This is a genomic window from Achromobacter sp. SLBN-14 (assembly GCF_006715415.1).
Classification (GTDB): Bacteria; Pseudomonadota; Gammaproteobacteria; order Burkholderiales; family Burkholderiaceae_B; genus Achromobacter; species Achromobacter mucicolens.
The window spans coordinates 3,504,305-3,528,507 of the sequence record NZ_VFNE01000001.1 but is presented as its reverse complement, the minus strand read 5'-3'; the positions used below and the strand labels follow the sequence as shown (position 1 = coordinate 3,528,507).

Genomic DNA, 24,203 nt, shown 5'->3' with positions numbered 1-24,203 from the left:
TGTTACGATTCCTAAGGGTCGGACGCTACTTGCAACGCCCGAGCACTTGCCTCGTGCGCGAATAGAACAAAAGATTACGCCTTCATATGAGGGACCTATCTTGTTGCTGCTACTGCCCCTGTATTTTTTACTGGCGGTGGGCGTCTCCGCTCTCCTTTTTTTTCCCGCGTTGCGCCACGGCGCAGCCCGGGGTCTGCGCGCCTGCGTACAAGGGGTGGCGCGGGGTGCGACGCGTGGCGTGACCCACGCGGGCGGGGCAGTTGGCGGGACGGCGGGCGTGCTGCGCAGCGGCATGAACGCGTCGAGGGATTGGGTCGGAAGGTATCGCTGGCAAGTCGCAATCGGGCTGACAGTTGTAATGCTTCCGTCACTTTTTGCTTTCTTCATGCGACACAATCACACATTCGTTTACAGCACCCAAACGGCCGGTCCGGACCGCCGGATACAGGCTTTGCTGGAGGGCGAAAGGCTGGCTCCGCCCGCCCCGCTGCCCCCCGACGCGTTCACCACCCGCGAAGTGGAATTGGTGCGTCCGAAGCTGGGCGGCGCAAGCCGGAACTGGGATTTGCTGGACGCGGATTTCCGCCAGCGCCTGCTCTTGGCGTATCGCATCATGCGTGAACAGCATGGGTACGAAATGGCGCTGATCGAGGGCTATCGCAGCCCCGAGCGGCAGGAAGAACTGGCGGGCATGGGCACGCACGTGACGAACGCGGGCGCGTTCCAGAGCTATCACCAATATGGCCTGGCCGCCGACAGCGCATTCTTCCGCGACGGCAAGATCGTCATCTCTGAAAAAGACCCCTGGGCCATGCGCGGCTATGAACTCTTCGGCGAAACCGCCGAACTGGTCGGCCTGACGTGGGGCGGCCGCTGGAAGATGATGGACTTCGGCCACGTCGAGCTGCGCCGTCCCGGGGTCATGCAACGCGCTCGCGAGGGCGCCAAGTGATGGCCCGCGTAGTCAAGAAAGGCCTGTTGGTCCTGATGCTGTTCGCGGTGGTGTGGCTGGCCGTCATCATCTGGTGGCAGGAATCCCGCACGCTGCCGACCGGCGTGGACATCGGGCTGTATCTCTTCGCGCTGCCCCTGGCGATGCTGGCGGCCCTGTGGCTTGGGGCGCGCGCGGTGCGTGCCGCACGCGCCCCCAAGCCTGCCGCGGACGCCGCCACGCCGGCGGCGCAAACGCCGGCGCACGCGCCTGCGCAACTTGTCCAATTGCGCGTGGCCGCCGTGGCGGCGCGTGCCGCCGCCGGCGACGACACCGCCGCCATCGCCGAGGCGCTGGCGGCGCAAAAGCGTCCCGAGCTGGATGCCGAACTGAAAACGCCGCAAGGCTATCCCATCTTCGCCGCGCGCGTGCCCGGCGTGAACGACCTTGCGCTGTACGCCGCTGCCCGCGAGCGCGGCGCGCCGCCCGAGGCGACGGGCACGGCAACCCTGCGCGTGACGTCCTTGCTGGCCGACGTCGCCCGCACGCTCACCAACGAGGCGCATCGCCACGTCACCGCGCTGGATGTGCCCGCCCGCGATGAGGACTGGCCCCTGCTGCGCGTGGAGCTCGTCCTGCCGGCCGATTGGCCCGACGCGGCGCGTGAACGCGCGTGCCAGGAGATTCAGGCCGCGGCCGGCGTCTGGCCTGATAGCCGCATCAGCGTCGCGCAACACCAGGCGCGCGACACCATGGCAGCCGACGGCCTGCTGCGCGACCTGGCGGCGGCCCCGCACGACGCGCAGACGCCCGAGCCCTGGCGCATCGTGCTGGCTGGCGACGGCTATATCGATCCCGAGCAAGTGGCGATGTGGGATGGCATGTCGACACTGCTGACCCCCGCCAATCCGCAAGGCCGTGTGCCGGGCGAAGCGGCCGCCGGCCTGCTGCTGGGCCCGGCCGGCACCGACGCCCCACTGCGCGTGGCCCTGTCGCCCGTGCTGCGCCGCCAGAAGCCGGCCGACGCGCGCGGCGCGCAGGCCGAAGCCCCGCTGGCGGACGCTGTGCAAGACCTGCTGCAACGCGCGGACGTCATGCCCGACAGCGTCATCCACGTCATCAGCGATGCCGACCACCGGGGCAGCCGCCCGCTAGAACCGATCAACATCGCGTCACAACTTTTAAGTCACCTGGACGCCGCCAAGGATTGCCAGTCGGTTGGCGTTGCCTGTGGACATACCGGCGTGGCCGCCTCCCTGCTGACGCTGGCCGTGGCCGGGCAAGCCTGCATGCAGTACGCCCAGCCGGTCCTGACCCTTACCCTGCAAGACCCCGTATTGCGCTCGGCGGCACTGGTTACCCAGCCCGCCGCCGGCGCTACCGCCTGACCCCATAACAACAGCGAAAACCATGCGTAGCCCATCAGGATTGTTTTCTCGATTTTCCAGCGCCATGAGCGACTTCCGCTACTGGAGCGCTCGCGTGTTCGCCAACCCGCGCACCTTCATGGCCATTGGCCTGATTGCGCTGATCGTGTTCCTGTTCCTGTTTGCCGACACCATGCAGATCGCGATGGTGTGGGCCGGGGCCTTGCTGGGCGTGCTGCTGTTTCTGTGGTTGTGCACCTACCTGTGGCGCCGCCGCAAGGCGCGGCGCGCCAACCAGAAGCTGGGCGACATGCTGGAACAACAGGTGCAGACGGGCGCGGCCGCCAGCCCCGCCGCCAACCGCAATGAGATCGAGGCGCTGCGCACGCGGCTGACGCAGGCCGTACGCACCATCAAGACATCGAAAATCGGCCAGACCTCCGGCAACGAAGCGCTGTACGAGCTGCCCTGGTACATCGTCATCGGCAACCCTGCCGCCGGCAAGAGCAGCGCCGTGATCAATTCCGGCTTGCAGTTCCCCTTTGCAGACAAGAACGGCGCAGCGGTGCGCGGCGTGGGCGGCACGCGCAACTGCGACTGGTTCTTCACCACGGAAGGCATCCTGCTGGACACCGCGGGCCGCTACTCGGTGCACGAAGAAGACCGCAACGAATGGATGAGCTTTCTGGACCTGCTCAAGCGCCATCGTCCCAAGGCGCCCATCAACGGCATCATCGTGGCCGCCAGCATCAGTGAACTGACGGATGCCGGCCCCGAATTCGCGATCAACCTGGCCAAGAACCTGCGCCAGCGCGTTCAGGAACTAACCGACCGGCTGGAAGTGTTTGCGCCGGTGTATGTGATCTTCACCAAGGCCGACTTGATCGCCGGCTTCTCGGAGTTCTTTGCCGACGCGGATGCGCGCGAGCGCGATCGAGTCTGGGGCGCCACGTTGCCCTATGGCGCCGATGAAAGCCGCGACGTCCTGACGCTGTTCGACGAGCGCTTCGACGAACTATACGAAGGGCTCAAGGAAATGGGCACGGCGCAGATGTCGCTGCGCCGCAGCGCCGCCCTGCCCCCGGGCCTGCTGACGTTCCCGCTGGAATTCGCGGGCATCAAGCCGGCGCTGCGCACGTTTCTGTCGACGCTGTTCGAGACCAATCCGTTTCAGTACAAGCCCGTGTTCCGCGGCTTTTACTTCACCAGCGCGCTGCAGGAAGGCGCATCGCGCAGCACATCCACCGACAAGCTGGCCGAACGCTTCACGCTGCGCCCGGCCAACCGCGAGCCCGCGCGCGGCGTCAATTCGCACAACGGCTTCTTCCTGCGCGACCTGTTCTCCAACGTGATCTTCGCGGACAAGAAGCTGGTGCGCCAGCACGCCAGCCCGAACAAGGTCCGCATGCGTTACCTGACCTTCTTCGGGTTGGTGCTGGCGCTGGGCCTGGTGCTGGGCGGATGGAGCTGGTCGTACCTGGGCAACCGGCAACTGGCCACCAACGTGCAGGCCGACCTGGACAAGGTCGTGCGCCTGCAAGGCGAGCGCACGGACCTGCAAAGCCGCCTGGAAGCGATGGAGATCCTGCAGGACCGCATCGAACAGCTGGACCGCTATTCCGCCAGCCGGCCGCTGTCGCTGGGCCTGGGGCTGTATCAGGGCGATGTGCTCAAGCAGCGCCTGCTCGCCGAGTACTACAACGGCCTGCGTCAATTCATGCTGGCGCCCGTCAAGGCCAGCCTGGAGGACTATCTGGGACGGGTGGACGTATCGCAGGCCGCCGCTTCCGGCGAGCGCCCCGCCACCCCGCCCGCGCAAGCGCAAACCGTGCGCGCGAACGCGGGCGACACGCTGTTCCAGGACGCCTCGCCCACCAACGTCGACGACGCCTACAACGCGCTCAAGACGTACCTGATGATGGCCAATCGCGAACACGTGGATCCGACGCACCTGTCGGATCAGATCACGCGTTTCTGGCGCGGCTGGCTGGAAACCAACCGGGGCGCGATGCCCCGCGACCAGCTCATCCGCAGCGCCGAACGGCTTATCTCGTTCTACGTCGCGCGCGCGGCGGACAGCGACTGGCCGCAGATCGAAACCAACCTGGCCATGGTCGAGCGCACGCGCGGCAACCTGCGCAGCGTCATGCAGGGCATGCCGGCGCGCGAACGCGCCTACGCCACGCTCAAGGCGCGCGCCGCCACCCGCTTCCCCGCGATGACGGTGGCGCGCATCATGGGCGAAGCCGACGCCGCCGTGGTCGCGGGCAGCTACGCCGTGCCGGGCACCTTCACGCGGGAAGCGTGGGAACAGTACATTGAGCCGGCCATCGGCGAAGCCGCCCGCAAGGAAGTCCAGACCAGCGATTGGGTGCTGGGCGTGAACGCGCGCGACGACCTCACGCTGGAAGGCAGCCCCGAGCAGATCCAGAAAAGCCTGGCCACGATGTACAAGACGGAGTACGCGCAGGAGTGGCAGAAGATGCTGCGCGGCGTCACGATCAAGCCTTTCTCCAGCTTCGATCAGGCGGTGCAAGGCATGAACCGCCTGGGCGATCCGCAGAACTCGCCGCTGGTCAAGCTCATCAACACGACGTACGAGCAGACCTCCTGGGACAACCCGTCGCTGATCAACACCGGCCTTTCGCAGGCGCAGACCGGCGTGGTCGCGTGGTTCAAGCGGGTGATCCTGCGCCAGGGCCAGCCCAAGCCCACAGAAGTCGCGCCGGGCGGCGAACAGATGCCGATGGGACCGGTGGGCCGCGAGTTCTCCGACGTGGCGCGACTGGTCGTCACGCGCGACAACCAGTCGCTGCTGGGCAACTACATGAACGCGCTGTCCAAGATCCGCACGCGCTTTAACCTCATCAACAACCAGGGCGATCCGGGCCCCGGCGCGCTGCTCCTGATGCGGCAGACGCTGGAAGGCAAGGATTCGGAACTGGCCGATGCGCTGAAACTGGTGGATGAGCAGATGCTGGCGGGATTGACGCCCGCGCAGCGCGAGACGCTCCGTCCGCTGCTGGTGCGCCCGCTGATCCAGGGTTACGCCGTCGCAATGCAGCCGGCCCAGACCGAGCTGAACAAGGTATGGAACGCGCAGGTGTACCAGCCCTTCACGCAGACGCTGGCCGACAAGTATCCGTTCTCGACCAAGGCCGGCATCGAGGCCAGCGGTGAAGAGATCGGGCAGATCTTCGGCCCGCAGGGCAGCATCGCCAAGTACGTCAATGAGACGCTGGGTCCGCTGACCGTGCGTCGCGGCGACATCCTGACCGCGCGCACCTGGGGCGACATGGGCATCGAGCTGCAACCGTCCTTCACGGCGAACTTTGCCCAGTGGGTGGCGCCGCTGTCCGGCGGCGCAGCCGGATCGGGCGCGGCAAGCCAGCCGCAGACGCTGTTCCAGATCCAGCCCAGGCCCGCCGGCGGCGTGACCGAATACACCATCGAGATCGACGGCCAGCAGCTGCGCTACCGCAACACGCCGGCGCAATGGGTGAACTTCGTATGGCCCAACGCGCAGGGCGCGCCGGGCGCGCGCATCACGGCCACCGCCTTTGACGGCACCGTGGTGGAAGTGGTCAACGAACCCGGCCGCTTCGGCCTGGAACGCCTGATCTCGGGCGCGCAGCGCAAGCCCAACCCGGACGGCAGCTTCGAGATGAGCTGGAGCAAATCCAACATCACCGTGCCCGTCCGTCTGCGCATCATCAGCAACGCGCAAGCCGCCAGCGCCGGCGGCGCCGAGCCCGGCAGCCAGGGCCTGCGCAACCTGCGCCTGCCCGCCACGGTGGCCGGCACATCCCCTCAACCCTCCGTCGCCCCGACGCCTGCCGGAGCGCAGCAATGAGCAATCCGCAGTCTCCCATGTTCCGTACGGCTTACTTTGGCAAGATTCCGTCCCGTGGTGATTTCGTCAAGAACACCTCGCACCCGCAGCTGATGGCGACGCTGGATGCGTGGGTGGCCAACACCATGGAGGTGCTGGCGCAGGACCCGCACTGGAAGACGCTGTACGACGAAGCGCAGCCCGTTCCCTTCGCCGTGCTGGGCTCGCGCGGCAAGCTGGCCATCGCCGGCCATCTTCAGCCCAGCCGCGACCAATCGGGCCGGCGCTTTCCGTTCATTACCGCCACGTCGGTGGAAGTGACCCGTCCGCTGGACTTCATCGCGCGCAGCCCGCTCGCCTTCAGCCGCATGTGGAATCGCATGGGCACGGCAGCGGCGCAGCTCATGCACGACGGCGACCCCGCGCCCGCGCTGCAAACGCTGAACGACCTGGAAGGCGAGATCCGCACCGCCGCCGACGACGGCTTCGATGCCTTCATCGACCTTCAGACGATCGAACGCGTCGAGGCCATGCTGCGCGGCAACGGACACGCGGCCAGCATGCACGACATCGTCCTGGCGCTGGGCATCCTGCTCACGCCCGTGATGTCCAGCGGCTCATCGCAACTGGACACCGGGCTTGCGCTGCCGCTGCCGGACGATCCGCTCTACATCAATCTGGTCGCCAGCTACTGGATGACCTTGATCGCGCCGTTCCTGACACGCGCCGATTTCGAGATCGCCATTTTCATCGGGCGCATCGCCGGCAAGCATCGGCTGGTCGTGGGCTTTCGCGGCGCCTCGCCGCGCACGCTGGCAACGCTGCTATCCACCCCGCAGGCGCTGTCGCAGCATTACATCGTGCTGGAAGACGCGCCGTGGGTGCGCGATCACGTCAGCGCCAGCCACGGGCTGGCCAAGCTGGCGAGCTATCTGGATCAACCGCGGCTCTCCTTGCGCCAGGCGCTGGAGACGTTCCGCGAAGTTTTCATCGGAGCCTAGGACATGCGTACGCTTACTCTGGTCCTGGCCGCCTCGCTGGCATTCTCGGCCCACGCCCAGGACGCCGCCACGGTCGTGCCCGCCAACGTCATTCCCCAACCCGGCCAGGTGGTGGCCAGCGGCGCGGTGCCCGACGAGGCCACCAAGGCCGATGTGCTGGCGCGGCTGCAAAAGGTCTATGGCGTGGGCAACGTCATCGACCGCATCGACGTCGGCGGCGTGGTGGCCCCCCCGAACTGGTCCCAACACGTGGGCAAGCTGCTGGACAGCCCGCTCAAGCAGATCAACCGCGGCCAGCTGGAAATCGACGGCACGCAGATCCGCCTGCGGGGCGAAGTCGACAACGAAGCCTCGCGCCAACAGATCGCCAGCAACTTTGCCACGTCGCTGAACCCGACGTACAAGATCGTCAACGGATTGCGCGTGTCGGCCGGCAAGGATGAGCAGGATGTGCTGGACAACCTGTTGACCAACCGCGTGGTGGAGTTTGAGACCGGCAGCACCCGTTTGACGACGCGCGGCCGGGAATTGCTGGATCGCGTGGCCGACACCGTGCCCAAGCTGCGCGCCGACAAGATCCAGATCATCGGCCACACCGACAGCTCCGGCAGCCGCAGCACCAACCTGGCGCTCAGCCAGGCGCGTGCGGACGCGGTTCGGGACTATCTGGTGGACAAGGGGTTGCCGGCGTCGCGCTTCGAAGCGATGGGCGCGGGCCCGGATCAGCCGGTGGCCACGAACGCCACGGCGGAAGGCCGCGCCAAGAACCGGCGTATCGAGTTCCGGGCGGCGCGGTAGTCAGGGGTGGCGGCGGCGGCCGCTCAGTTGCCGTCGCCCGCCTTCTTGATGCCCAGCAACTCTTCCAGGCCCGACAGCGTCTCGTCGTTCTTGACCACCGTGCGCAGCCACAGGTGCAACGACATCTCGCCCCAGCTTGCCGCCTTGTCGGCCAGGTAGGCCACCGGGCTGTGCGGCTCGGTGCGGCGGAAGAACTCGGCCACGTCCCGCAACTGCGCCAGCGCCTGTTCGCGGGTCTGGATGGGCCCGCGGGCGGTGGCGGGCGGTACGGCGTGCAGCGGCGCGGCGGCGCCCGGAGCGCCCGACGCAGCGGCGTCATCGAAGTGATCGGCGGCAGTCAATGTGGGCTCCACGCGAACAGGGGCGGCGGGCGCGGCCGGCGCCGGTGTGGCGGCAAGGTCCGTACGGACCAGAAGGCCCGCATCGCGCGCAAATCGGTGCACCAGTTCGGTCACGTTGCGCAGCGCCTCGCGCACCCGCGAGAACGCGGGGCTTTCGTCGCCCAGTTGCGCATCCAGGGTGCGTTCCAGTTGATCCAGGGCCTGCGCGCAGCCCTGCAGCTGCGCGTCCAGCTCCGAATAGAAAGACGGCGGCGTGTCGCGCCGTGCGGCATCGAAGCGGTCCAGCGTGAGCTTGCCGCGTGTCAGTTCGTGGGCGTTGTCGGGCGTGCGCTTGACCGCATTGGCCAATTGGCTTGCCGCCTCCCAGAGCACCGCGCCATAGCGGGCGCCGTCGGCTTGCGTCAGCGGGATCTCGCCGATCAATTGCTGCGACCGCGACAACAGCCACGCCAGATTGCCCACGCGCTGCTGCACATCGCCATCTTCGGGCACCGGGTGCAGCCCGTCCCAATAGTTGCGGCACAGGCCGTCGATCAGCAGGTAGCCATCGCGCAGCCCCGCGAAGCCGCGGGTCTTGGCCCAGGATTCGGCAAGCCACGATGCGATGCGGATGTCTTTGCTGCGGTCGCGCAGCACGGTGGTGCAGATGCGCGTCACCTCGGGCCAATCGGCCTCTTTCAGGTCGATGACCCAGTCGCCTTGGTCGAGCTGGGGGTCGTCATGCCGGCGGGCCTCGCGTATCGCGTCGAACTCGGGCGAGAACACCAGGTCCACGCCGCAAGGCGCGTCGCCGGGAATGGGTTGCAACAGGGCGTTGATGTCGGTCATAGGCGTCAGGGCTGTTGTAGGCGCAAATCATGCCACATCCGCTTACGTGTAACGTTCAAAGATGACACGTCCTATTACAAGGCGCATCACGATGCTTCGTTATGATTTGCCCTCATCCCCAAGGAGCATTCATGACGTCGAAGACCATTCGTATGTTGCCCGACGGACACTTCATCGCCGGCACGCCGCGCCGCGCGCCCGATGGAACGTACGTGGGCGGCGAAGGCCCCATCACCCGCGCGCCCGACGGCACCTATGTGGCCGGCAAGCCCCAACGCGCGCCCGACGGCAGCTACAAGGGCGGCGGCGGGCCGGTGCGCATGGCGCCGGACGGCACCTTCGTGGCCGGCCCCGCGCGGCTCGCGCCGGATGGCACGTATCTATAAACCTGACTCTCGCGCACCATGTCCCAACGTTCCGTCATCCGCAAGGGCGATAAAACTTCGCACGGCGGCGTCGTCGTCACCGGCGACGAAACCGTCGTGATCTTTGGCCAGCCGATGGCGCGGGTCGGCGACCGCGTCACCTGCCCCAAATGCGGCGACAACCACACCATCGTGGAAGGCGTGCAGAACGTCGGCTCCGACCGCCTGACCGCCCTGGAAGGCATGCGCACGTCCTGCGGCGCCACGCTCATCGCCAGCCAGAGTTTCTATCGGCTGGAATACGGTTGACCCGGGCGGGCAGCCTTACCGGTCGCAGCGCTGCGGCACCTTGCGCGGCGCTTCCGTATAACCCAGCGCCGTCACCCTGCGCAGCAGGTCGGCGTACACCGCGTCGTCCAGGCACGGCACCCTGGCCATGATCCAGACGTAGTCGCGCTTGGACCGGCCAATGATGGTGGTCTGGTATGACTCGTCCAGATAGGCGATCACGTACTCGGCCTTGATGGGCCAGATGAACTGCATGCCCCACACCGCATTGCCGGTGCCGGGCCGCACCGTCGCCACGGGGTGCATGGTGTCGATGGGCGCATCGAAGCTGCCATCGCGATAGCGGAAATCCGTCTGCACCCGGCCGTCGGGCAACAGCCGGTAGCTTTCCACGGCGTCATAGGCGTTGCGCTCGGGCCAGCTGGGAATGTGCGCGATCACATACCAGTCGCCCATGAAACGGTCCAGGTCCACTTGCGCCACCGGCGGCATGGGCGGCGGCGATGCGCAACCGGCCAATAGGGCCGTCACGCCGATAAACAGGGTTCGCAACATGATCGTTTCTCCTCAGGGCCGCGTGTAGCGATAGTGCGCGACGCCCCATTGCTGTCCGTCGTCGTAGCCGAAGAGTTCGGCGCACGCCATCCAGAACATGCGCCAGCGCTGATGCCACAAGCCGGCCAAGGGTGCGCCGTAAGCCTGCGCCAGCGCCGCCCGTGCGGGTTCGGCTCGGGCGTCCTGGTTGGCCAGCCAGTGATTGGCCGTGCGGGCGTAATGCGTGCCGTCGAGAAACCAGCGTTCCTCAAGCGTCAGGTCTTGCTGGAAATGCAGCAGCGTATGGGCCGACGGCATGATGCCGCCGGTGAAGAAGTGCCGCCCCATCCAGTTGCCGGCCCCGTCGGTCTCGAACGGATAGGCGCGCTCGCGGTGCGCGAAGATGTGCACGAAGAGCTTTCCGCCGGGCCGAAGCCACTGCCCGATGCGCGCCAGCAGGTCCTGGTAGTTGCGCATGTGCTCGAACATTTCCACCGAGACGCACCGGTCGAAGGCGGCGCCGGGCAGTGACAGGACATTGACGTCGCAAGTCACCACGCGCACATGCGTCCAGCCGCGCGCGCGGCATTGCGCCTCGATATGCTGGCGTTGCGTGGCCGAGTTCGACACCGCAGTGATGCGCGCGTTGGGATACTGTTCGGCCATCCACAGCGTCAACGAGCCCCAGCCGCAACCCAGCTCCAGGATGTCCTGGCCGTCGGCCAGCCCGGCGCGCTCGCCATACAGGCGCAGCATCGCGTCTTCGGCCTGGTCCAGCGTTTCGGCGCCGGTCGGGTAATAGCAACTCGAATACTTCATGCGCGCGCCCAGGCAAAGCTGGAAGAACGCAGTGGGCAACTCGTAGTGCTGCGCGTTGGCGGCGTCGGTATGGATGGCCACGGCGCTGGCGCGCAGGCTGGCGATCAGCTGGCGGTCGCGTTCGGTCCAGGCCTCGATGCCGCCCGCGTATTCCTGCGCCAGGCGCTGGGCGCACAGGCGCCGCATGCCCAGGCGCAGGAGCGCATCGGGCAGCAGGCCGCGCTCGGCCAGGCCAAGCAGGCCTGGCGCCGGACGGTCGGAGGCCAAGGGAGAGTCGTTCAGGATGGCGGTCGTCATGGCATGCCTCGTCAGCGTTTCGGAAACCAGGGAAAGAACGCCGGCGTGCGGCGTTGATAATCGCGATAGTCATCGCCGCGCGTGCGCAGCGCCTGTTGCTCGGTGAACGGAATGCCGCTGATCCAGCGCAGGAACACAAACATCAGCACCGGTCCCAGCCACGACAGCCATGCCAGCGGAGAACCCCACGCCAGGGCGACGTAGCCGAACCAATGGCACCACTCGAAGAAGTAGTTCGGATGCCGCGAGTAGCGCCACAGGCCCTGCCGGCAGGTGTTGCCGCGATTCGCGGGGTTGTCGCGAAAGCGGTCGAGCTGGCGGTCGGCGATCACCTCGCCCGACAACGCGGCCAGCCAGATCAGCAGCCCCAGCGCCACGGGCCAGCCCTGCGCGGGACTGGCGCCCACCGCCAGGAACGGCAGGCAGAACAGCATCACCAGCCCGGCCTGGAACATGAAGAGCCCTAAGAACTTGCCCTGATGGCCGTCCCAATGCTCGCGCAGGGCGCGGTAACGGCCGTCTTCGCCTTCGCGCACGCGGCGCCACAGGTGCCACGCCAGCCGCAGCGACCACACGCCCGCCATCACGGCCAGGGCCAGCCTCGCGGCACCGCTGCCCGCGCCGGTGGCCGCGATGAGCCAGGCCGAAGCGCCCATGCCCAGCGCCCACACCACGTCCACGATGCCCGCATTGGCATGGCGGCGCTGCCAGCCCCAAGCCAGCGCCATGGCGGCGATCATCACGATCGCGATGGTGGACCATTGTTGCCAGATCGTCATGATGCCTCCCGGGTCCATCGCCGCGCCCCTGCCGTCAGCGCGGGCAACGCCAGCGCCCAGCCCGCCGCCAGCGCGGCGGTCGCGCGCCAGGCGGGCGGTTCGAACTGCACCGATTGCCAGCCGCGGGCGGCGCCCCAATATGCCAGCGGCGCGCCCACCGCGCCGAACACGCAGGCCATCCACGGCCGGGACCGCAGGTAGACGAGCGAGTGGTTCAGCGTCAGGGCAAAGGCGGCCCACAACGCCAGGATCCACAGCGGCGCGGGCCAGGCGTCGGCCGCGTACCGCGCCCATCCCAACGCGGACAGCGTGCCCTCCAACACCACGCCGCACAGCACGGCGGCGGCCGCCAGCCTGAAGTCGGCGCGCGCCGTCGCCGATACCGCCAGTTGCGCCGCGACGAACACCACAGCGGCAGCCACGCCCGGCCAGGCCAGCCCGCAGCCCGCGCCGATGACGGCGCTGAACCAGACGAGCTGGTAGCCGATCAGGTTGGCCCAGAAGCGCATCATGCATCCTCCCGCAGCCAGCGCTCGCCATCGGGGCGCGCCTGCGGATGCGTCAGCAGCAGGTGCGCGACGCCGATGGAGCGCTCGCGAAAACCGCCTTCGCAGTACGCCAGGTAGAACTCCCACAATCGGCAGAAGCGCGCATCGAAACCTTGCGCCCGCACCTCGGGCTGCCGAGCCAGGAAGCGCTCGCGCCAGGCTTGCAGCGTGCGCGCATACGACAGGCCGAAGTCCTCCAGGTGCACCAGCGCCAGGTCGCAGGCGCGGGTCTTGGCGCGCAGCATCGCCTCGATGGACGGAATGAAGCTGCCCGGAAAGATGTGGCGCTTGATGAAATCCACCGAGGCCAGCGCCTGCTCGTAGCGGTGGTCTTCGATGGTGATGGCCTGGATCAGCGCGCGGCCATGCGGACTGAGCAGGCTGGCGACCTTGGCGAAATACACTTCCAGGAAATTGGCGCCGACAGCCTCGATCATTTCCACCGACACTACCTTGTCGTACTGGCCCTGCAGGTCGCGATAGTCCCGCAGCACGACGCTGATGCGGTCCTGCAGCCCGGCGGCCCGCACCCGCTCGACCGCCAGATCATGCTGCTCGCGCGACAGCGTGGCGGTGGTGACGTGGCAGCCGTAATGACGGGCGGCGTGGATGGCCAGGCCGCCCCAGCCGCTGCCAATCTCGACCACGCGGTCCGACGGCTGCAACGCCAGCTTGCGGCAGATCGTGTCCAGCTTGCGATGGGACGCCGCCTCCAGTGTGTCGTCGCCGTCGGCCCACAGTGCCGACGAATACATCAGGTCGCCGGAAAGAAACAGCGAGAAAAACGGATTGCCCAGGTCGTAATGCGCGGCGATGTTGCGGCGGCTGCCCTCGCGGGTGTTGGCATTGCGCGCATGCCAGCGCCGAAGCGCCCAGCCGGCCAGCCGCGCCAGTCCCGACTCCATGGCGTCCAGCGTGTCGCGGTTGCGCACCAGCAGCCGCACCAGCCCGACCAGGTCGTCGCAGCGCCACAGGCCATCGCCGTAGGCCTCGCCCGCGCCGACGCTGCCTTGCGCGGCCACCAGCCGGTAGAACCCCAGGTCGCTGACGGTCAGGCGCACCAGCGGCTCGCCGCGGCCCATCGTGGCGCTGCCCAGGCAGTCCTCGATCAGCAGTTGACCGTGGTCCAGCGCCGCCAGGCTGGCGAACAGACGCTGGCGCAACAGGCGGTCGAGCGCCGTGGCGGGGCGGCTGGCCGCGATCGAGGCATGTTCCGAGGACGTCATGGGTTTCATTGCGGTTCTCCGTTGGGCGTGCGGGGATGGTCGTAGACGGGATTGCGCTTGAACCACAGGCGCAGCGCCTGCCAATGGATCGCGCCGACGACTTGCAGTGTCATCAGCGGATAGCGCCACAGCACGCGCGCCAGCGCCGCGCCGTCCAACGCGCGGCGCTGCAGGCTCAGGTGCGCGTCGAACTGCGTCACGCCTTCCCGGCTGACCTGCATATGCACACGCAGGTCGTCGGCGGGCAGGTTGAAGCGCCAGTCGTAGGCGCAGTCCATGGGCATGAAGGGCGACACATGAAAGCGCTTGTCAAAGCGCCAGGCCAGCGCGCTGCCCTCGCGCTCGGCGGCGGCGGCGGGCAGCACCACGCAATGGCGCTGCTTCCAAGGGGTATTGGTGATCTCCGCCACGATCGCCGCCAGCGTGCGGCCGTCGGCTTCAAAGCAGTAGTAAAAGCTCACGGGGTTGAAGACGTAGCCGGCATAGCGCGGGTGCGCGAGCAGCCGGATAGGCCCGGCCGGCACGTCGCCTAACTGCGTGCGCAGGCGCTGCCGCACCGCCTGCGCCAGCGGCAGGCCCTCGGCGGCGTCCAGATAATCGGCCCGGCGCCACTGCGCCAGGTTGGGCCGCTCCACCGACCACAGCCAGCGGTCCTGGAATACCTGGTCGATCTCGTCCAGGTCCAGATAAAGCTGCGCCATGCGATAGCCGAAGCCGTGCGCATGCGGGTGGTGGCGCAGGTGGGTCACCCGGCCTTCGTAGACGGCGCTTTGCAGGTTCATGCTGCCTCCCGCGCCCAAACCCCCGGCTGTTCCTGGATGCCGCGCACCACGTCCAGCGCGCTCGCCACCCCGTCTTCGTGAAAGCCCCATCCCCAATAGGCGCCCGCATACCAGCTGCGCCGCTGTCCCGAGATCTCGGCGCGGCGCGCCTGCGCGGCCACCGATTCGTGGGTGTACACAGGGTGGTGATAACGCATGCGCGCCAGCACCGCCGCGGGATCGATCGCATCGCTGCGATTCAGCGTCACGATAAAGGGCCACGGCGACGTGATGCCCTGCAGCAGGTTCATGCAGTAGCTGACCGAACAGGGCGCCTCGGGGTCGGCCGGCACGTAGGCGTTCCAGGCGGCCCACGCCTTGCGCTGGCGCGGCAGGAGGCGCGCGTCGGTGTGCAGCACCACGTCGTTGTCCTGATAGGTGATCGCGCCCAGAACCTCGCGTTCCTGCGGCGTCGGGTCGGCCAGCAGCGCCAGCGCCTGATCGCTGTGGCAGGCGAAGATCACTTCGTCGTGATGTTCCAGGCCCTCGCGCGTCGCCACCTGCACGCCCCCCGGCAGACGCCTGACCGCGCGCACGGCGCAGTTCAGCCGCTCGCGCACCGTCCACCTCTGGCGCATCGCGTCGATATAGGATCGCGACCCGCCCTGCACCACGCGCCATTGCGGACGGCCGCTGATGCGCAGCATCTGGTGGTTGGCCATGAACCGCACCAGGTAGCGCGCCGGGAACTCCAGGATGCGCGAGGCCGGCGACGACCACAGCGCCGAGGCCATCGGAATCAGGTGATCGGTGCGAAAGGCGTCGCCATAGCGGTGCTGCGCCAAGTATTCGCCCAACGTGGGGCCTGGCTCCGGCGCGCGCAACAACGCGGGCGACTCCCGGTAAAAGCGCATCAGGTCGCGCACCATGCCCAGGAAGCGTGGGGATACCAGGTTGCACCGCTGGCAGAACAGCGTGTCCAGCGACGTGGCGTTGTAGGCCAGGTCATTGGCCTCCTTGTGCACCGAAAAGCTCATGGTGGTGGGCTGCGACGCCACGCCCAGTTCCGTCAGCAACGCCGTGAAATGCGGGTAATTGAGCGGGTTATGGACGATGAATCCGCTATCGACCGCGTACTGTTGCCCGTCCTGTTCGACCGTGTGCGTATGCGTGTGCCCACCCAGGTAGTCGTTGGCCTCGTACAACGTGACCTCGTGATCGCGGCCCAGCTTCCAGGCGCAGACCAGTCCCGAGATGCCCGAACCGATGATGGCGATGCGCATGTTCACTCCTTGGCGGCGGCCAGCGCCCAGGCCGGTACGCCCTTCAAGTCCCAGATTAGGCCGGCGGCGGCCAGCAGGCGCAGGCCGTACCAGGTGATGTCGATCTCGCGGGCGCGAAAGCCCTGGCGGGCCGAGCCCGGATAAAAGTGATGGTTGTTGTGCCAGCCCTCGCCGAACGTCAGCAGCGCAAGCCAGGCGTTGTTGCGGCTGTCGTCGGCGGTGTCGTAGCGCCGCCTGCCGTAGCGGTGCGCCAGCGAGTTGATGGTGACGGTGGCGTGAAACAGCGCCACGGTGGAAATGAAAAAGCCCCACACCAGCATCTGCGGCCCGTCGGTGCCCAGTCCTGGCGCCACGCGCGCCAGCAGCGCGCCCAGCCCGTAGCACCCCACCGCCAGCGCCAGCGGCACCGCCGCGTCGAAGCGGTCGAGCCAGCGCAGTTCGGGGTAGCCGCGCAGGTCGGGCACCCGCGCCATGTCGGTGGCGAAGGAGCGGCGGGTCAGGAACCAGCCCATGTGGCTCCACCAGAAGCCATGGCGGCGCGGCGAATGCAGGTCCTGCGCATCGTCGGCATGACGATGGTGATGACGATGATGGGCCGCCCACCAAAGCGGTCCGCGCTGCGCGCACGACGCCCCCAGCACGGCAAACACCAATTGCATGCCGCGCGAGGTGCGAAACGTGCGATGCGAGAAGTAGCGGTGGTAGAAGCCGGTCAGGGCGAACATGCGCACGGCATACAACGCCGCCGCAAGCGCCAGCGCGGCCGGGGACACGCCGGTCCACAGCACGCCCAGGCAGCCGGCGTGCAACAACGCGAAAGGCAAGGCGCGGGTCCAGTCGATGCGATCGGGGTCGCCGCCCGGCGCATCCTGCGCCTGCGTATCGACCCAGCGTCGTATCGAAGCGGTCCAGCCGGTAAGAACGAAGCGCATCATGCTGTCCTGTGTGAAACGTGTCGGGATATACGGGCGCGGCGCGGCATCGGATGCATAGGGGGAAACCCTTAATCGCAACGCGCCGCGAGCGGCGTGGCTGCCGCCAGCGATCGCACGGTCACTCTCCTTCGGCGGATGGGCACGGACGGCTGACGAACGCGCTGACGTCGTCGAGCACGGGCGCACGCCAGCGCAGCGGCCGCGACAGCGCGCCCACCAGCAGCTTGTGACCCAGGTCGGGGTACTGCACCAGCTGCGCGCACGCCCCCGCCTCCTGCAAGGCGTCCGCCAGGCCGACGCTGTTGCGGCGCGGGTCGACCGTGGTGTCGGCGGCGCCCGTCAGCAGCAGGCCAGGTGGCGCGTCGCGGCTGACGTGATGGATGGGTTGGGAGTCGGCGGGCGTGTCCGGATAGCCCGCTGCGCCAGCCGCCGCCGTAGAAAAAAACCACAACGGGCGCCCCCGTGGCGTCCGTCGGCCGGTAGACGTCCAGGTGCTGACGCGGCAAGGTGCCGTAAGCCAGCCCCGCCGTGACGTCGCTGCCGTCCTCGGGCACCGCACCGCTGAGCAGCGTCAATGGCGAACAGGCGGCCAGCAGGCCCAGGGCCAGCGCGGCCACGGCCACGATGGCAAGCAGGCCACGCGGGCCAGCGGCAATCCAGGAAGACATGGGGCACTCCGCAACGGAACACCCCTCTATACGCGGGCAGGCCCGGTTTGGATGCAGCTCAGATCTTGAGCACGTCGCCCTTCATGATGACCGGTCCGGTGGGCTTGCCCGACGGCGAGCCGCCCGGCGGCTCCAGGGTGATGGCCAGGGTCTGCACCCCTTCCAGCCCTTGCGCGCGCGGCAGCGCCGTCTGGCCATCGGGCGCCACGACCCCGACGGATATCGGCGCCTGCCCCGGGGGAATCACCCAGAGCTCCAGCGCCTTGCCGTCGGCGCGCGAGGCCAGATCCTGCAAGGCATGCACGTGCAGGCCGCCGCGCTCGTCGGCGCGCACCACCAGCATCGCCTGCGCCTCGGGGCTTTGCAGCACCGCCATCAATTGGGTGCGCGCGGCGCGGTCGACCTGCATCGGGTAGACCACCACGCCGGCCACCAGCATGGCCGCCAGCGCGCCGCTAAGCACGCGCCAGAACGCCAGGCCCTGCCAGCCGCGGCTGCCGCCGGGCTTCAGGCGCGCTTCGATGGCGCGCCACACGCGGCGCGGGGGAACCCGCGGCGGCAGCGACCATAACAGCGGATAGATATCGTTTTCCCAGTCGCGCACCTGGCGGCGCAGGTTGGCGTCGGCGGCCATCAGGCCTTCGAAACGGCGGCGCGCGCCACCGCGCATGGCGCCGGCCACGTAGTCGGCGGCAAGCCGCTCGCGCAGTTGAGGATTGCTGTAGTTCATGACAGGCACCTCTTGAGCCGGTCCATGCCGCGCCGCACCCAGCTCTTGATCGTGCCCAGCGGCGCCTGGAGGCGCCGGGCGATCTCGCTGTGGCTGAGGTCGTCGAAAAAGGACAGCGCGATGGCGGTGCGTTGCTGCCCCTCGAGCTGTTTCAGGCAGTCCGCCAGGCGCTGGCCGTCCTGGTCGCGTTGCAGCCGCTCGAACGGGCCGGGCGCGTCATCGGCCCAGGCCTGCGTCAACGCGCCGTCGGCGTCGGGGCGTTCCAGGTCCGGCCTGCGTAGCAGGTCGATGCAGCGGTTGCGCACGATGCGCGTCATCCAGGTCATGACTTGGCTCTGCTCCGAGGAATAGCGGGCGGCATTGCGCCAGATATTGATGAAGCTGTCCTGGAGGACTTCTTCCGCCCAGTCGCTTCGCCGCAATATACGTACGGCAAGCGCAAATAGATGCGGGGAGGTCTGTCGATAGAGTTCCGCCAGCGCGGACTCCTGGCCGCGGGCGCACTCCTGTATCAAAGCCTGCAGACGTAGCGGGTCGGGCATGGCGGCTATCCGGGGTCACTGGCAATCAGGCCGCGCGGCGGAATACGGCGCTCGGGGGACGGATGTCTTGCAGCGGATGATACAGGCAAGTCCGGGGCGCGGGCGTGGTGGACACTGGCCCGCCGCGATCACGGAACCGGCACGGCCGATGGATTGCGCCGGAGAACACAATCCATCCGCCCTACATTCCGTGGCCGCTCTCGCGCTTGCACGGCGCCCGTGACCGCACATAGGCCATCGGGCTGCATTGCATTTCAGACCGGAACGCAAAGATGAACGAGGACGTGGAGCCATAGCCAAGTTCCAATGCGGTCCGCGTCACATCAAGACCATTTTCCAATAGCTCGATAGCTCTGAACAGCTTCAGCCGGCGACGCCAATCGCGCAACGTGAGACCGGTTTCCGCAAAGAACTTCCGGGCCAGTGTCCGGCCCGACATCCCCAGCTCCCGCCCCCAGTCGTCCGGGCTTCTGGGGTCGGCCGGCTTGTTGTACAAGGTCTCGCAAAGGGTCAGTAACGGGGGGCTTGTCGGCCATGCCAGGATCAATGAAATCGGGCTCGCACGACAGAGCTGGTCGAGTACCAGTCTGTAGATCCGGCCGAAATACCCATCCGCGTCCGATTTGCCTTGAAGCGTCGCCCCCTCGACGACAAGCGCCTTCAAAAGGGCGGATACGCCAAACACCGCCACGCCGCCCTCGGAAAGCGTCCCACCGGGGTGATCGGCAAGCCAGAGACTGCGGTATTCGGCGCCAAGAAAGGACCCCACGCTATGCACAGTACCTGACGGAATCCACGCAGCCTGATTCGGGGATATGGCGAAAGAATGCCCGTCTGCCGTCACCATGAGGACACCGGATACCGCGTAGACCACCTGGTTCCATTCATGCGTATGCGCGGCGAAATAATTCCGCGCGCCGATGGACTGCACCCTCATGGTCATTGGCAAAGGCGGCAGGACATCTGGCGGCGCGGTAATCGCTTCCCACGGCACGAGCGCTTTCATATGTCGCCGATTCTATATAACTTGGCAGGCTGTCGATAGATCGCCTTCGTAACTCTGAGTTGTAATGCCACCTCAACGTAACGCCATTGACCATAATGACAAAAAATAGCACCGCTTCCGCGCATGACCGCCCCGCTGTTCTTCCCGCGGGTGTTCAACAGGGCAACATCTGGCGACTGACCGCCGCCCAAGCCCTGGCGGGCGCGAATTCGGTGGTCGTCTATGCAACGGGCTCCATCGTCGGCAATACGCTTGCCCCGACGCCCATGCTCGCGACGCTGCCGATTTCCATCTTTGTGGTGGGCATGGCGACGTGCACGCTGCCTATGGGCGCCGTCGCCAGGCGCCACGGCAGGCGCGCGGCCTTTCTGCTGGGCACCGGCGCTGGCGTGCTCACCGGCCTGCTGGCGATGCTGGCGGTCATGATCGGAAGCTTCTGGCTGTTCAGCCTGGCCACGTTCTTCGGCGGTGTCTATGCTGCGGTCGTCCTGTCGTTCCGCTTCGCCGCCGCGGACGGCGTGGAGCCCAAGCGACGGGCGCGCGCGCTATCCCTGGTCATGGCGGGCGGCGTCGCGGCCGGGATCGTCGGGCCACAGCTCGTCAACGGCACGATGAACCTGTGGCCGCCGCACATGTTTGCCGCCACCTTTCTGGCGCAAGCGGCGGTTGCAGCAATTTCCGCGTTCATTCTTATCGGTGTCAGGTTGCCCGCCCCCACTGCCGCGGAGGTCGCAGGCGGGCGGCCGCTTTCCGAGATTGCGCTGCAGCCGCGTTTCATCGCCGCGGTGATCGCCGGCGCCGTCTCCTACATGCTCATGAACTTCCTCATGACGGCCGCACCGCTGGCAATGCACATCTGCGGCCACTCGCAGGAGTCCGCCAATCTGGGACTGCAGTGGCATGTCATTGCCATGTACGCGCCAAGCTTTTTCACCGGCAGACTGATATCGCGCTTTGGTGCGGGACGGGTCGCGACCATGGGCCTGATGTTGATTGGGTTCGCGGCCGCGGTGGGCCTGGGCGGTATCGATGTCGCGCACTTCTGGTGGTCACTGGTCCTGCTCGGCGTGGGATGGAACTTCGGGTTTCTGGGCGCGTCCGCGCTGGTGCTGGAATGCCATCGGCCCGAGGAGAGAACGCGTGTCCAGTCCCTGAACGACTTCATCGTCTTCGGCTTGATGGCGATCGGATCGTTCTCTTCCGGGGGCCTGCTGTCGGCGTTCGGTTGGAACACCGTGCTGTGGGTGTCATTCATTCCGCTGGCGCTGTCCGTCGCCGCCCTTGGCGTTGCCATGCGTAGAAAGCGCGCTGAAATGAGCCGAAGCGGGGCTTGAGCCATTCAGCGCGGCCTCCCGGATATCAAGGCGTGCCGTTACTATCCTCCTTTTCGCCGGTCTGACCTGCAAGGGCTGCCGGCGTCTTGCGTCCAACCTCTACCCTTCGATCCCCCTTATGGCGCCACGCGTTGCAATCATCGAGACCATGGACGACACGCAGCTTGGGCTGCTGTTGAGCGCGCTGCAAAGCGCCCATGCCGAAATCACCTGGTTCCGCGCGCACCGCGATGGGCTGGGCGACATCTGTCTGGACGACTTCGATGCGTTGATCGTGCCGGGCGGCTGGCCAAGCGCGCGAGACGACGAACTCCATCCCTACCTGCCCAAACTGGCGGCGCTGATGCGCGAGTTCGGCGATGCCGGCAAATCCGTGCTGGGCATCTGCCTCGGGGCGCAGGTGCTGGCCCGCGCTTACGGGGCCGACAACCTGCTCGGGGTGGCCCGGGAGTTTTCCTGGACGCCGCTTACCGTGACGGAAGATGGGCGCAAGGACCCGTTGTTTGCCGAGTTGCAGCCGGGTTTCGTCAGCTTTCAATGGCATGTGGACACCTACACGCTGCCGGATTCCGCGGCGCTGCTTGCCGAGAGCCGCCTGGTCAAGAATCAATGCTTTCGGGTGGGCCGCGCCGCGTACGGCATGCAGTTTCACTTCGAAGCCAGCGGTGATGTGGTGCAGCGCTGGACCAGCAGCAACAAGGAACGCGTCGATCGCATCGCGCCCGGCTGGCTTGAATCCCAGGCCGATGCCGACCGCGCCCTGCACGCGGACGACGCCGATGCGGCGGGCGCGAGGATCGCACGCGCCTTCGTCCAGACGATTCAGCGTCCTGACAACCTGCGCTGATCCGGACCCCACAGCGACCAAGGGCCACCATGCGGCGAGAACTCCAGACTTTCATGGCCGTTGTGCGTTACGGCACATTCGCCAATGCGGCGGCTCACATCGGTCTGACGCAGTCCGCCGTCAGCGCGCAGATCCAGCGCCTGGAAGAAGAACTGGGCTATCCGCTCTTTGACCGCACGGGACGTTCGGCAAACCTCAATAGCAATGGCCGCGAAGCCTTGGCCATTGCCGAAGAGGTGATGTCCGTCTACGCCAAGTTCGGCAAGAACGTAAGCAGCCCCAAGACCGGCCTGATCCGGGTCGGCTCCATCGCGTCGGCGCAAACAACGTTTTTGACCGATGCCCTGACCGAGTTCTGGAGCATCAACCCCGGCTATCGCATCCGGCTGGTCCCGGGCCTGTCGCTGAACCTGCTGGGACAGGTCGACTCGGGCGAAGTGGACATTGCGGTGATGATCAAGCCCCCCTTCGCCCTGCCCGCCGACTTGCGCTGGCGCGTGCTGTTCAGCGAGCCGTTCGTGCTGCTGGCTCCCCGCAAGCACGGGCAGCGCGAGTGGCTCGATCTGCTGGAAAACGAGCCCTTCATTCGGTACGACCGCGGTTCGTTCGGCGGCAGACTCGTCGATCAGTTCCTGCGGCATTCGCGCATCACGCCCAAGGAAGCGATTGAACTGGATGAACTGCAGGCCATCGCGCAACTCGTGCGCAAGGGCGTGGGCGTTGCGCTGCTTCCGCTAAGCAAAGCGCTATCGCTGCCACGGGGAGTCGTCGTCAAGACATTGGGCGACGCCACCTTCTTTCGCGAGATCGGACTGGTTGAACGTCCTTCCGACATCCGCCAGCCCGTGGCCGCGCTGCTCGCGCAACGCATCGTGGAAGCGGCCGAACGATTCAGCCGCTGAAGGCGCAGGTGCATCTGCGCTGAGGTGGCGGAGTTGAATGGACGATGGCCAAACCCTGCAAACTCTTGTGACAGCTTTGAATGACTTTGTAGCCTGTTGGGAAAACGAAGGGAATATCATCCGTCCCCTTCACAATTACCCCCAACAGGAAACAAAGATGTTTATGCCGCGCCCCTTGCGCATGTCCGCAGTTCTGGTCTTCACGCTGGCGCTTGCCGCGTGCGGCGACGATAGCGCCAAACAGGAAGCCAAGGCGCCCGAGGCGGCCTCCGCTCAGGCAGAGATCATCAAGTACAACCTGTACGTGGATACCGCGAACAGCCTCTCCACGACGTTCGCGCAGGCGCTGGACCGCTACGAGACCCATGCCGTCCCGGCCCTCAAGAGCGGCAAGCCGCTCAAGGACTTTGTCATCAGCAACGACACGGCAATTCTGCGCACCAAGGAAAAACTCGACCGCGCGCTGGCGATGCCGACGCCCATCGCCGAGATCGACGCACCGGCCAAGGCGTTCTCGGACGCGCTGGGCAAGCTGGCGCCGCTGAGCACCGAACTGCAAAACTATTCGGCGGCCAAGACCTTCCTGTCGGACAACGGCGCGCTGGCCCGCGAGAAAAGCCCGGCCTATGTCGCCGCGCTGACGGAAGTCGCAAAAGCCGAAAACAATTTCTACCGCGGCATCTCGGTCAAGGACACCGCGAACACCAAGGAAGCCTTCGAAAAGGCCAAGAAAGACACGGTCGCCTACTACCGCGCCGGCATGGTGTATTACGGCAAGGCCACGATGGACAAGGCGTCGGGCGTGTTCGACGGCCAGGGGCTGGGCGCCGACCAGGAAGCGTTCAAGCAGCAGCTGGACAAGATGAACGAAATGGCGCTGGGCTTTGACAAGAAAACGCGCGAAGCCGACCCCAAGGGCTGCAGCGGCATGATGATGAACGTCAACAGCTTCCTCGCCTCCGGCCGCCAGATTCTTGAGCACACCAACAACGGCCGCTACAAGGAAGACGCCGCCCGCACCGGCGCGTTCAAGATGATGCGCCCCACGATCGAAACCGACGCCAACAGCCTGCGCCAGGATTTCAACAACCTGATTGCGGACTTGAATACCGGGCGCTGCTGATCGCTAGTCCGGGCGCAGGGTCCGCCGTGTTGGGCGATCCGGTCTTGATGGACGCCCAAGCCCGCCGAAAAAAATTTCCGCCGCCCTGCATCCAATCGCGTCTCTCGCGTGTAGTACC

General features: G+C 66.8%; 24 protein-coding genes. 11 read left to right on the top strand and 13 right to left on the bottom strand.

Annotation, left to right across the window (positions count from 1 at the left end; translation table 11 throughout):
• Nucleotides 1–100: 100 nt before the first annotated feature.
• The 5 genes from FBY20_RS16105 to FBY20_RS16085 all read left to right on the top strand — a co-directional run bounded on the left by FBY20_RS16105 (nt 101) and on the right by FBY20_RS16085 (nt 7,929).
• Complete coding sequence (locus FBY20_RS16105; protein WP_218895215.1) at nt 101–952, top strand: M15 family metallopeptidase; 852 nt, start codon at nt 101–103, stop codon at nt 950–952.
• Complete coding sequence (locus tag FBY20_RS16100; protein ID WP_142053369.1) at nt 952–2,319, top strand: hypothetical protein; 1,368 nt, start codon at nt 952–954, stop codon at nt 2,317–2,319. The genes FBY20_RS16105 and FBY20_RS16100 overlap by 1 nt, the downstream gene beginning before the upstream one ends.
• Before the next feature lie 64 nt (nt 2,320–2,383).
• Nucleotides 2,384–6,151 carry a type VI secretion system membrane subunit TssM gene (tssM, locus tag FBY20_RS16095; RefSeq protein WP_255452376.1) on the top strand — a complete coding sequence of 1,256 codons (3,768 nt, stop codon included), beginning with the start codon at nt 2,384–2,386 and terminating at the stop codon, nt 6,149–6,151.
• Nucleotides 6,148–7,131, top strand: coding sequence for a type VI secretion system-associated protein TagF (gene tagF / locus FBY20_RS16090; protein ID WP_056325695.1), 984 nt, complete (start codon nt 6,148–6,150; stop codon nt 7,129–7,131). Before tssM ends, tagF begins: the two co-directional genes overlap by 4 nt.
• A 3-nt stretch (nt 7,132–7,134) precedes the next feature.
• The gene (locus FBY20_RS16085; RefSeq protein WP_056325693.1) at nt 7,135–7,929 is read left to right on the top strand and encodes an OmpA family protein; all 795 of its coding nucleotides are present in this window, start codon (nt 7,135–7,137) and stop codon (nt 7,927–7,929) included.
• A 23-nt stretch (nt 7,930–7,952) separates the two neighbouring features.
• Here the strand turns inward: FBY20_RS16085 and tssA are convergent, their stop codons facing one another.
• Nucleotides 7,953–9,098: a type VI secretion system protein TssA gene (gene tssA, locus FBY20_RS16080; protein ID WP_142053367.1), complete on the bottom strand. Its 1,146-nt coding sequence runs from the start codon at nt 9,096–9,098 to the stop codon at nt 7,953–7,955.
• 131 nt (nt 9,099–9,229) lie between these two features.
• Here tssA and FBY20_RS16075 point away from each other — a divergent pair, with 131 nt between their 5' ends.
• Nucleotides 9,230–9,484: a hypothetical protein gene (locus FBY20_RS16075; RefSeq protein WP_056325688.1), complete on the top strand. Its 255-nt coding sequence runs from the start codon at nt 9,230–9,232 to the stop codon at nt 9,482–9,484.
• Between the two features lie 18 nt (nt 9,485–9,502).
• Complete coding sequence (locus FBY20_RS16070) at nt 9,503–9,772, top strand: PAAR domain-containing protein (RefSeq protein WP_142053365.1); 270 nt, start codon at nt 9,503–9,505, stop codon at nt 9,770–9,772.
• Nucleotides 9,773–9,787: 15 nt separating this feature from the next.
• Here the strand turns inward: FBY20_RS16070 and FBY20_RS16065 are convergent, their stop codons facing one another.
• The 12 genes from FBY20_RS16065 to FBY20_RS16010 form a co-directional block, all read right to left on the bottom strand.
• The gene (locus tag FBY20_RS16065; protein WP_128827562.1) at nt 9,788–10,306 is read right to left on the bottom strand and encodes a lipocalin family protein; all 519 of its coding nucleotides are present in this window, start codon (nt 10,304–10,306) and stop codon (nt 9,788–9,790) included.
• 12 nt (nt 10,307–10,318) lie between these two features.
• Nucleotides 10,319–11,401, bottom strand: coding sequence for a cyclopropane-fatty-acyl-phospholipid synthase family protein (locus FBY20_RS16060; protein ID WP_062839631.1), 1,083 nt, complete (start codon nt 11,399–11,401; stop codon nt 10,319–10,321).
• An 11-nt stretch (nt 11,402–11,412) separates the two neighbouring features.
• A complete protein-coding gene (locus tag FBY20_RS16055; RefSeq protein ID WP_142053363.1) occupies nt 11,413–12,180 on the bottom strand; it encodes a DUF1295 domain-containing protein in 768 nt (255 codons plus the stop codon).
• Nucleotides 12,177–12,692, bottom strand: coding sequence for a DUF2878 domain-containing protein (locus tag FBY20_RS16050; RefSeq protein ID WP_255452375.1), 516 nt, complete (start codon nt 12,690–12,692; stop codon nt 12,177–12,179). The genes FBY20_RS16055 and FBY20_RS16050 overlap by 4 nt, the downstream gene beginning before the upstream one ends.
• Nucleotides 12,689–13,963 carry a cyclopropane-fatty-acyl-phospholipid synthase family protein gene (locus tag FBY20_RS16045; protein ID WP_142053361.1) on the bottom strand — a complete coding sequence of 425 codons (1,275 nt, stop codon included), beginning with the start codon at nt 13,961–13,963 and terminating at the stop codon, nt 12,689–12,691. Before FBY20_RS16045 ends, FBY20_RS16050 begins: the two co-directional genes overlap by 4 nt.
• Nucleotides 13,960–14,736: a DUF1365 domain-containing protein gene (locus FBY20_RS16040; RefSeq protein ID WP_142053359.1), complete on the bottom strand. Its 777-nt coding sequence runs from the start codon at nt 14,734–14,736 to the stop codon at nt 13,960–13,962. The genes FBY20_RS16045 and FBY20_RS16040 overlap by 4 nt, the downstream gene beginning before the upstream one ends.
• Complete coding sequence (locus FBY20_RS16035; protein WP_142053357.1) at nt 14,733–15,998, bottom strand: NAD(P)/FAD-dependent oxidoreductase; 1,266 nt, start codon at nt 15,996–15,998, stop codon at nt 14,733–14,735. The genes FBY20_RS16040 and FBY20_RS16035 overlap by 4 nt, the downstream gene beginning before the upstream one ends.
• A gap of 2 nt (nt 15,999–16,000) precedes the next feature.
• Nucleotides 16,001–16,933, bottom strand: a complete 933-nt coding sequence (locus FBY20_RS16030; RefSeq protein ID WP_142053355.1) for an acyl-CoA desaturase — start codon at nt 16,931–16,933, stop codon at nt 16,001–16,003.
• Between the two features lie 118 nt (nt 16,934–17,051).
• The gene (locus FBY20_RS28120) at nt 17,052–17,384 is read right to left on the bottom strand and encodes an alpha/beta hydrolase (protein WP_056325666.1); all 333 of its coding nucleotides are present in this window, start codon (nt 17,382–17,384) and stop codon (nt 17,052–17,054) included.
• A 275-nt stretch (nt 17,385–17,659) separates the two neighbouring features.
• The gene (locus FBY20_RS16020; protein WP_056325664.1) at nt 17,660–18,331 is read right to left on the bottom strand and encodes an anti-sigma factor domain-containing protein; all 672 of its coding nucleotides are present in this window, start codon (nt 18,329–18,331) and stop codon (nt 17,660–17,662) included.
• On the bottom strand, nt 18,328–18,873 hold the full coding sequence (locus tag FBY20_RS16015) for an RNA polymerase sigma factor (RefSeq protein ID WP_056325661.1): 546 nt from the start codon (nt 18,871–18,873) through the stop codon (nt 18,328–18,330). Before FBY20_RS16015 ends, FBY20_RS16020 begins: the two co-directional genes overlap by 4 nt.
• Nucleotides 18,874–19,054: 181 nt before the next feature.
• Nucleotides 19,055–19,879 carry a helix-turn-helix domain-containing protein gene (locus FBY20_RS16010; RefSeq protein ID WP_142053353.1) on the bottom strand — a complete coding sequence of 275 codons (825 nt, stop codon included), beginning with the start codon at nt 19,877–19,879 and terminating at the stop codon, nt 19,055–19,057.
• Nucleotides 19,880–19,974: 95 nt separating this feature from the next.
• Here FBY20_RS16010 and FBY20_RS16005 point away from each other — a divergent pair, with 95 nt between their 5' ends.
• The 4 genes from FBY20_RS16005 to FBY20_RS15990 all read left to right on the top strand — a co-directional run bounded on the left by FBY20_RS16005 (nt 19,975) and on the right by FBY20_RS15990 (nt 24,085).
• A complete protein-coding gene (locus FBY20_RS16005) occupies nt 19,975–21,213 on the top strand; it encodes an MFS transporter (RefSeq protein WP_142053351.1) in 1,239 nt (412 codons plus the stop codon).
• A 118-nt stretch (nt 21,214–21,331) separates the two neighbouring features.
• Nucleotides 21,332–22,060, top strand: coding sequence for a type 1 glutamine amidotransferase (locus FBY20_RS16000; RefSeq protein WP_056325656.1), 729 nt, complete (start codon nt 21,332–21,334; stop codon nt 22,058–22,060).
• A 29-nt stretch (nt 22,061–22,089) separates the two neighbouring features.
• Entirely contained in the window at nt 22,090–22,962 is an 873-nt protein-coding gene (locus FBY20_RS15995) for a LysR family transcriptional regulator (RefSeq protein WP_056325653.1), read from the top strand.
• 157 nt (nt 22,963–23,119) lie between these two features.
• Complete coding sequence (locus FBY20_RS15990) at nt 23,120–24,085, top strand: DUF3829 domain-containing protein (protein WP_056325651.1); 966 nt, start codon at nt 23,120–23,122, stop codon at nt 24,083–24,085.
• Nucleotides 24,086–24,203 lie beyond the last annotated feature (118 nt).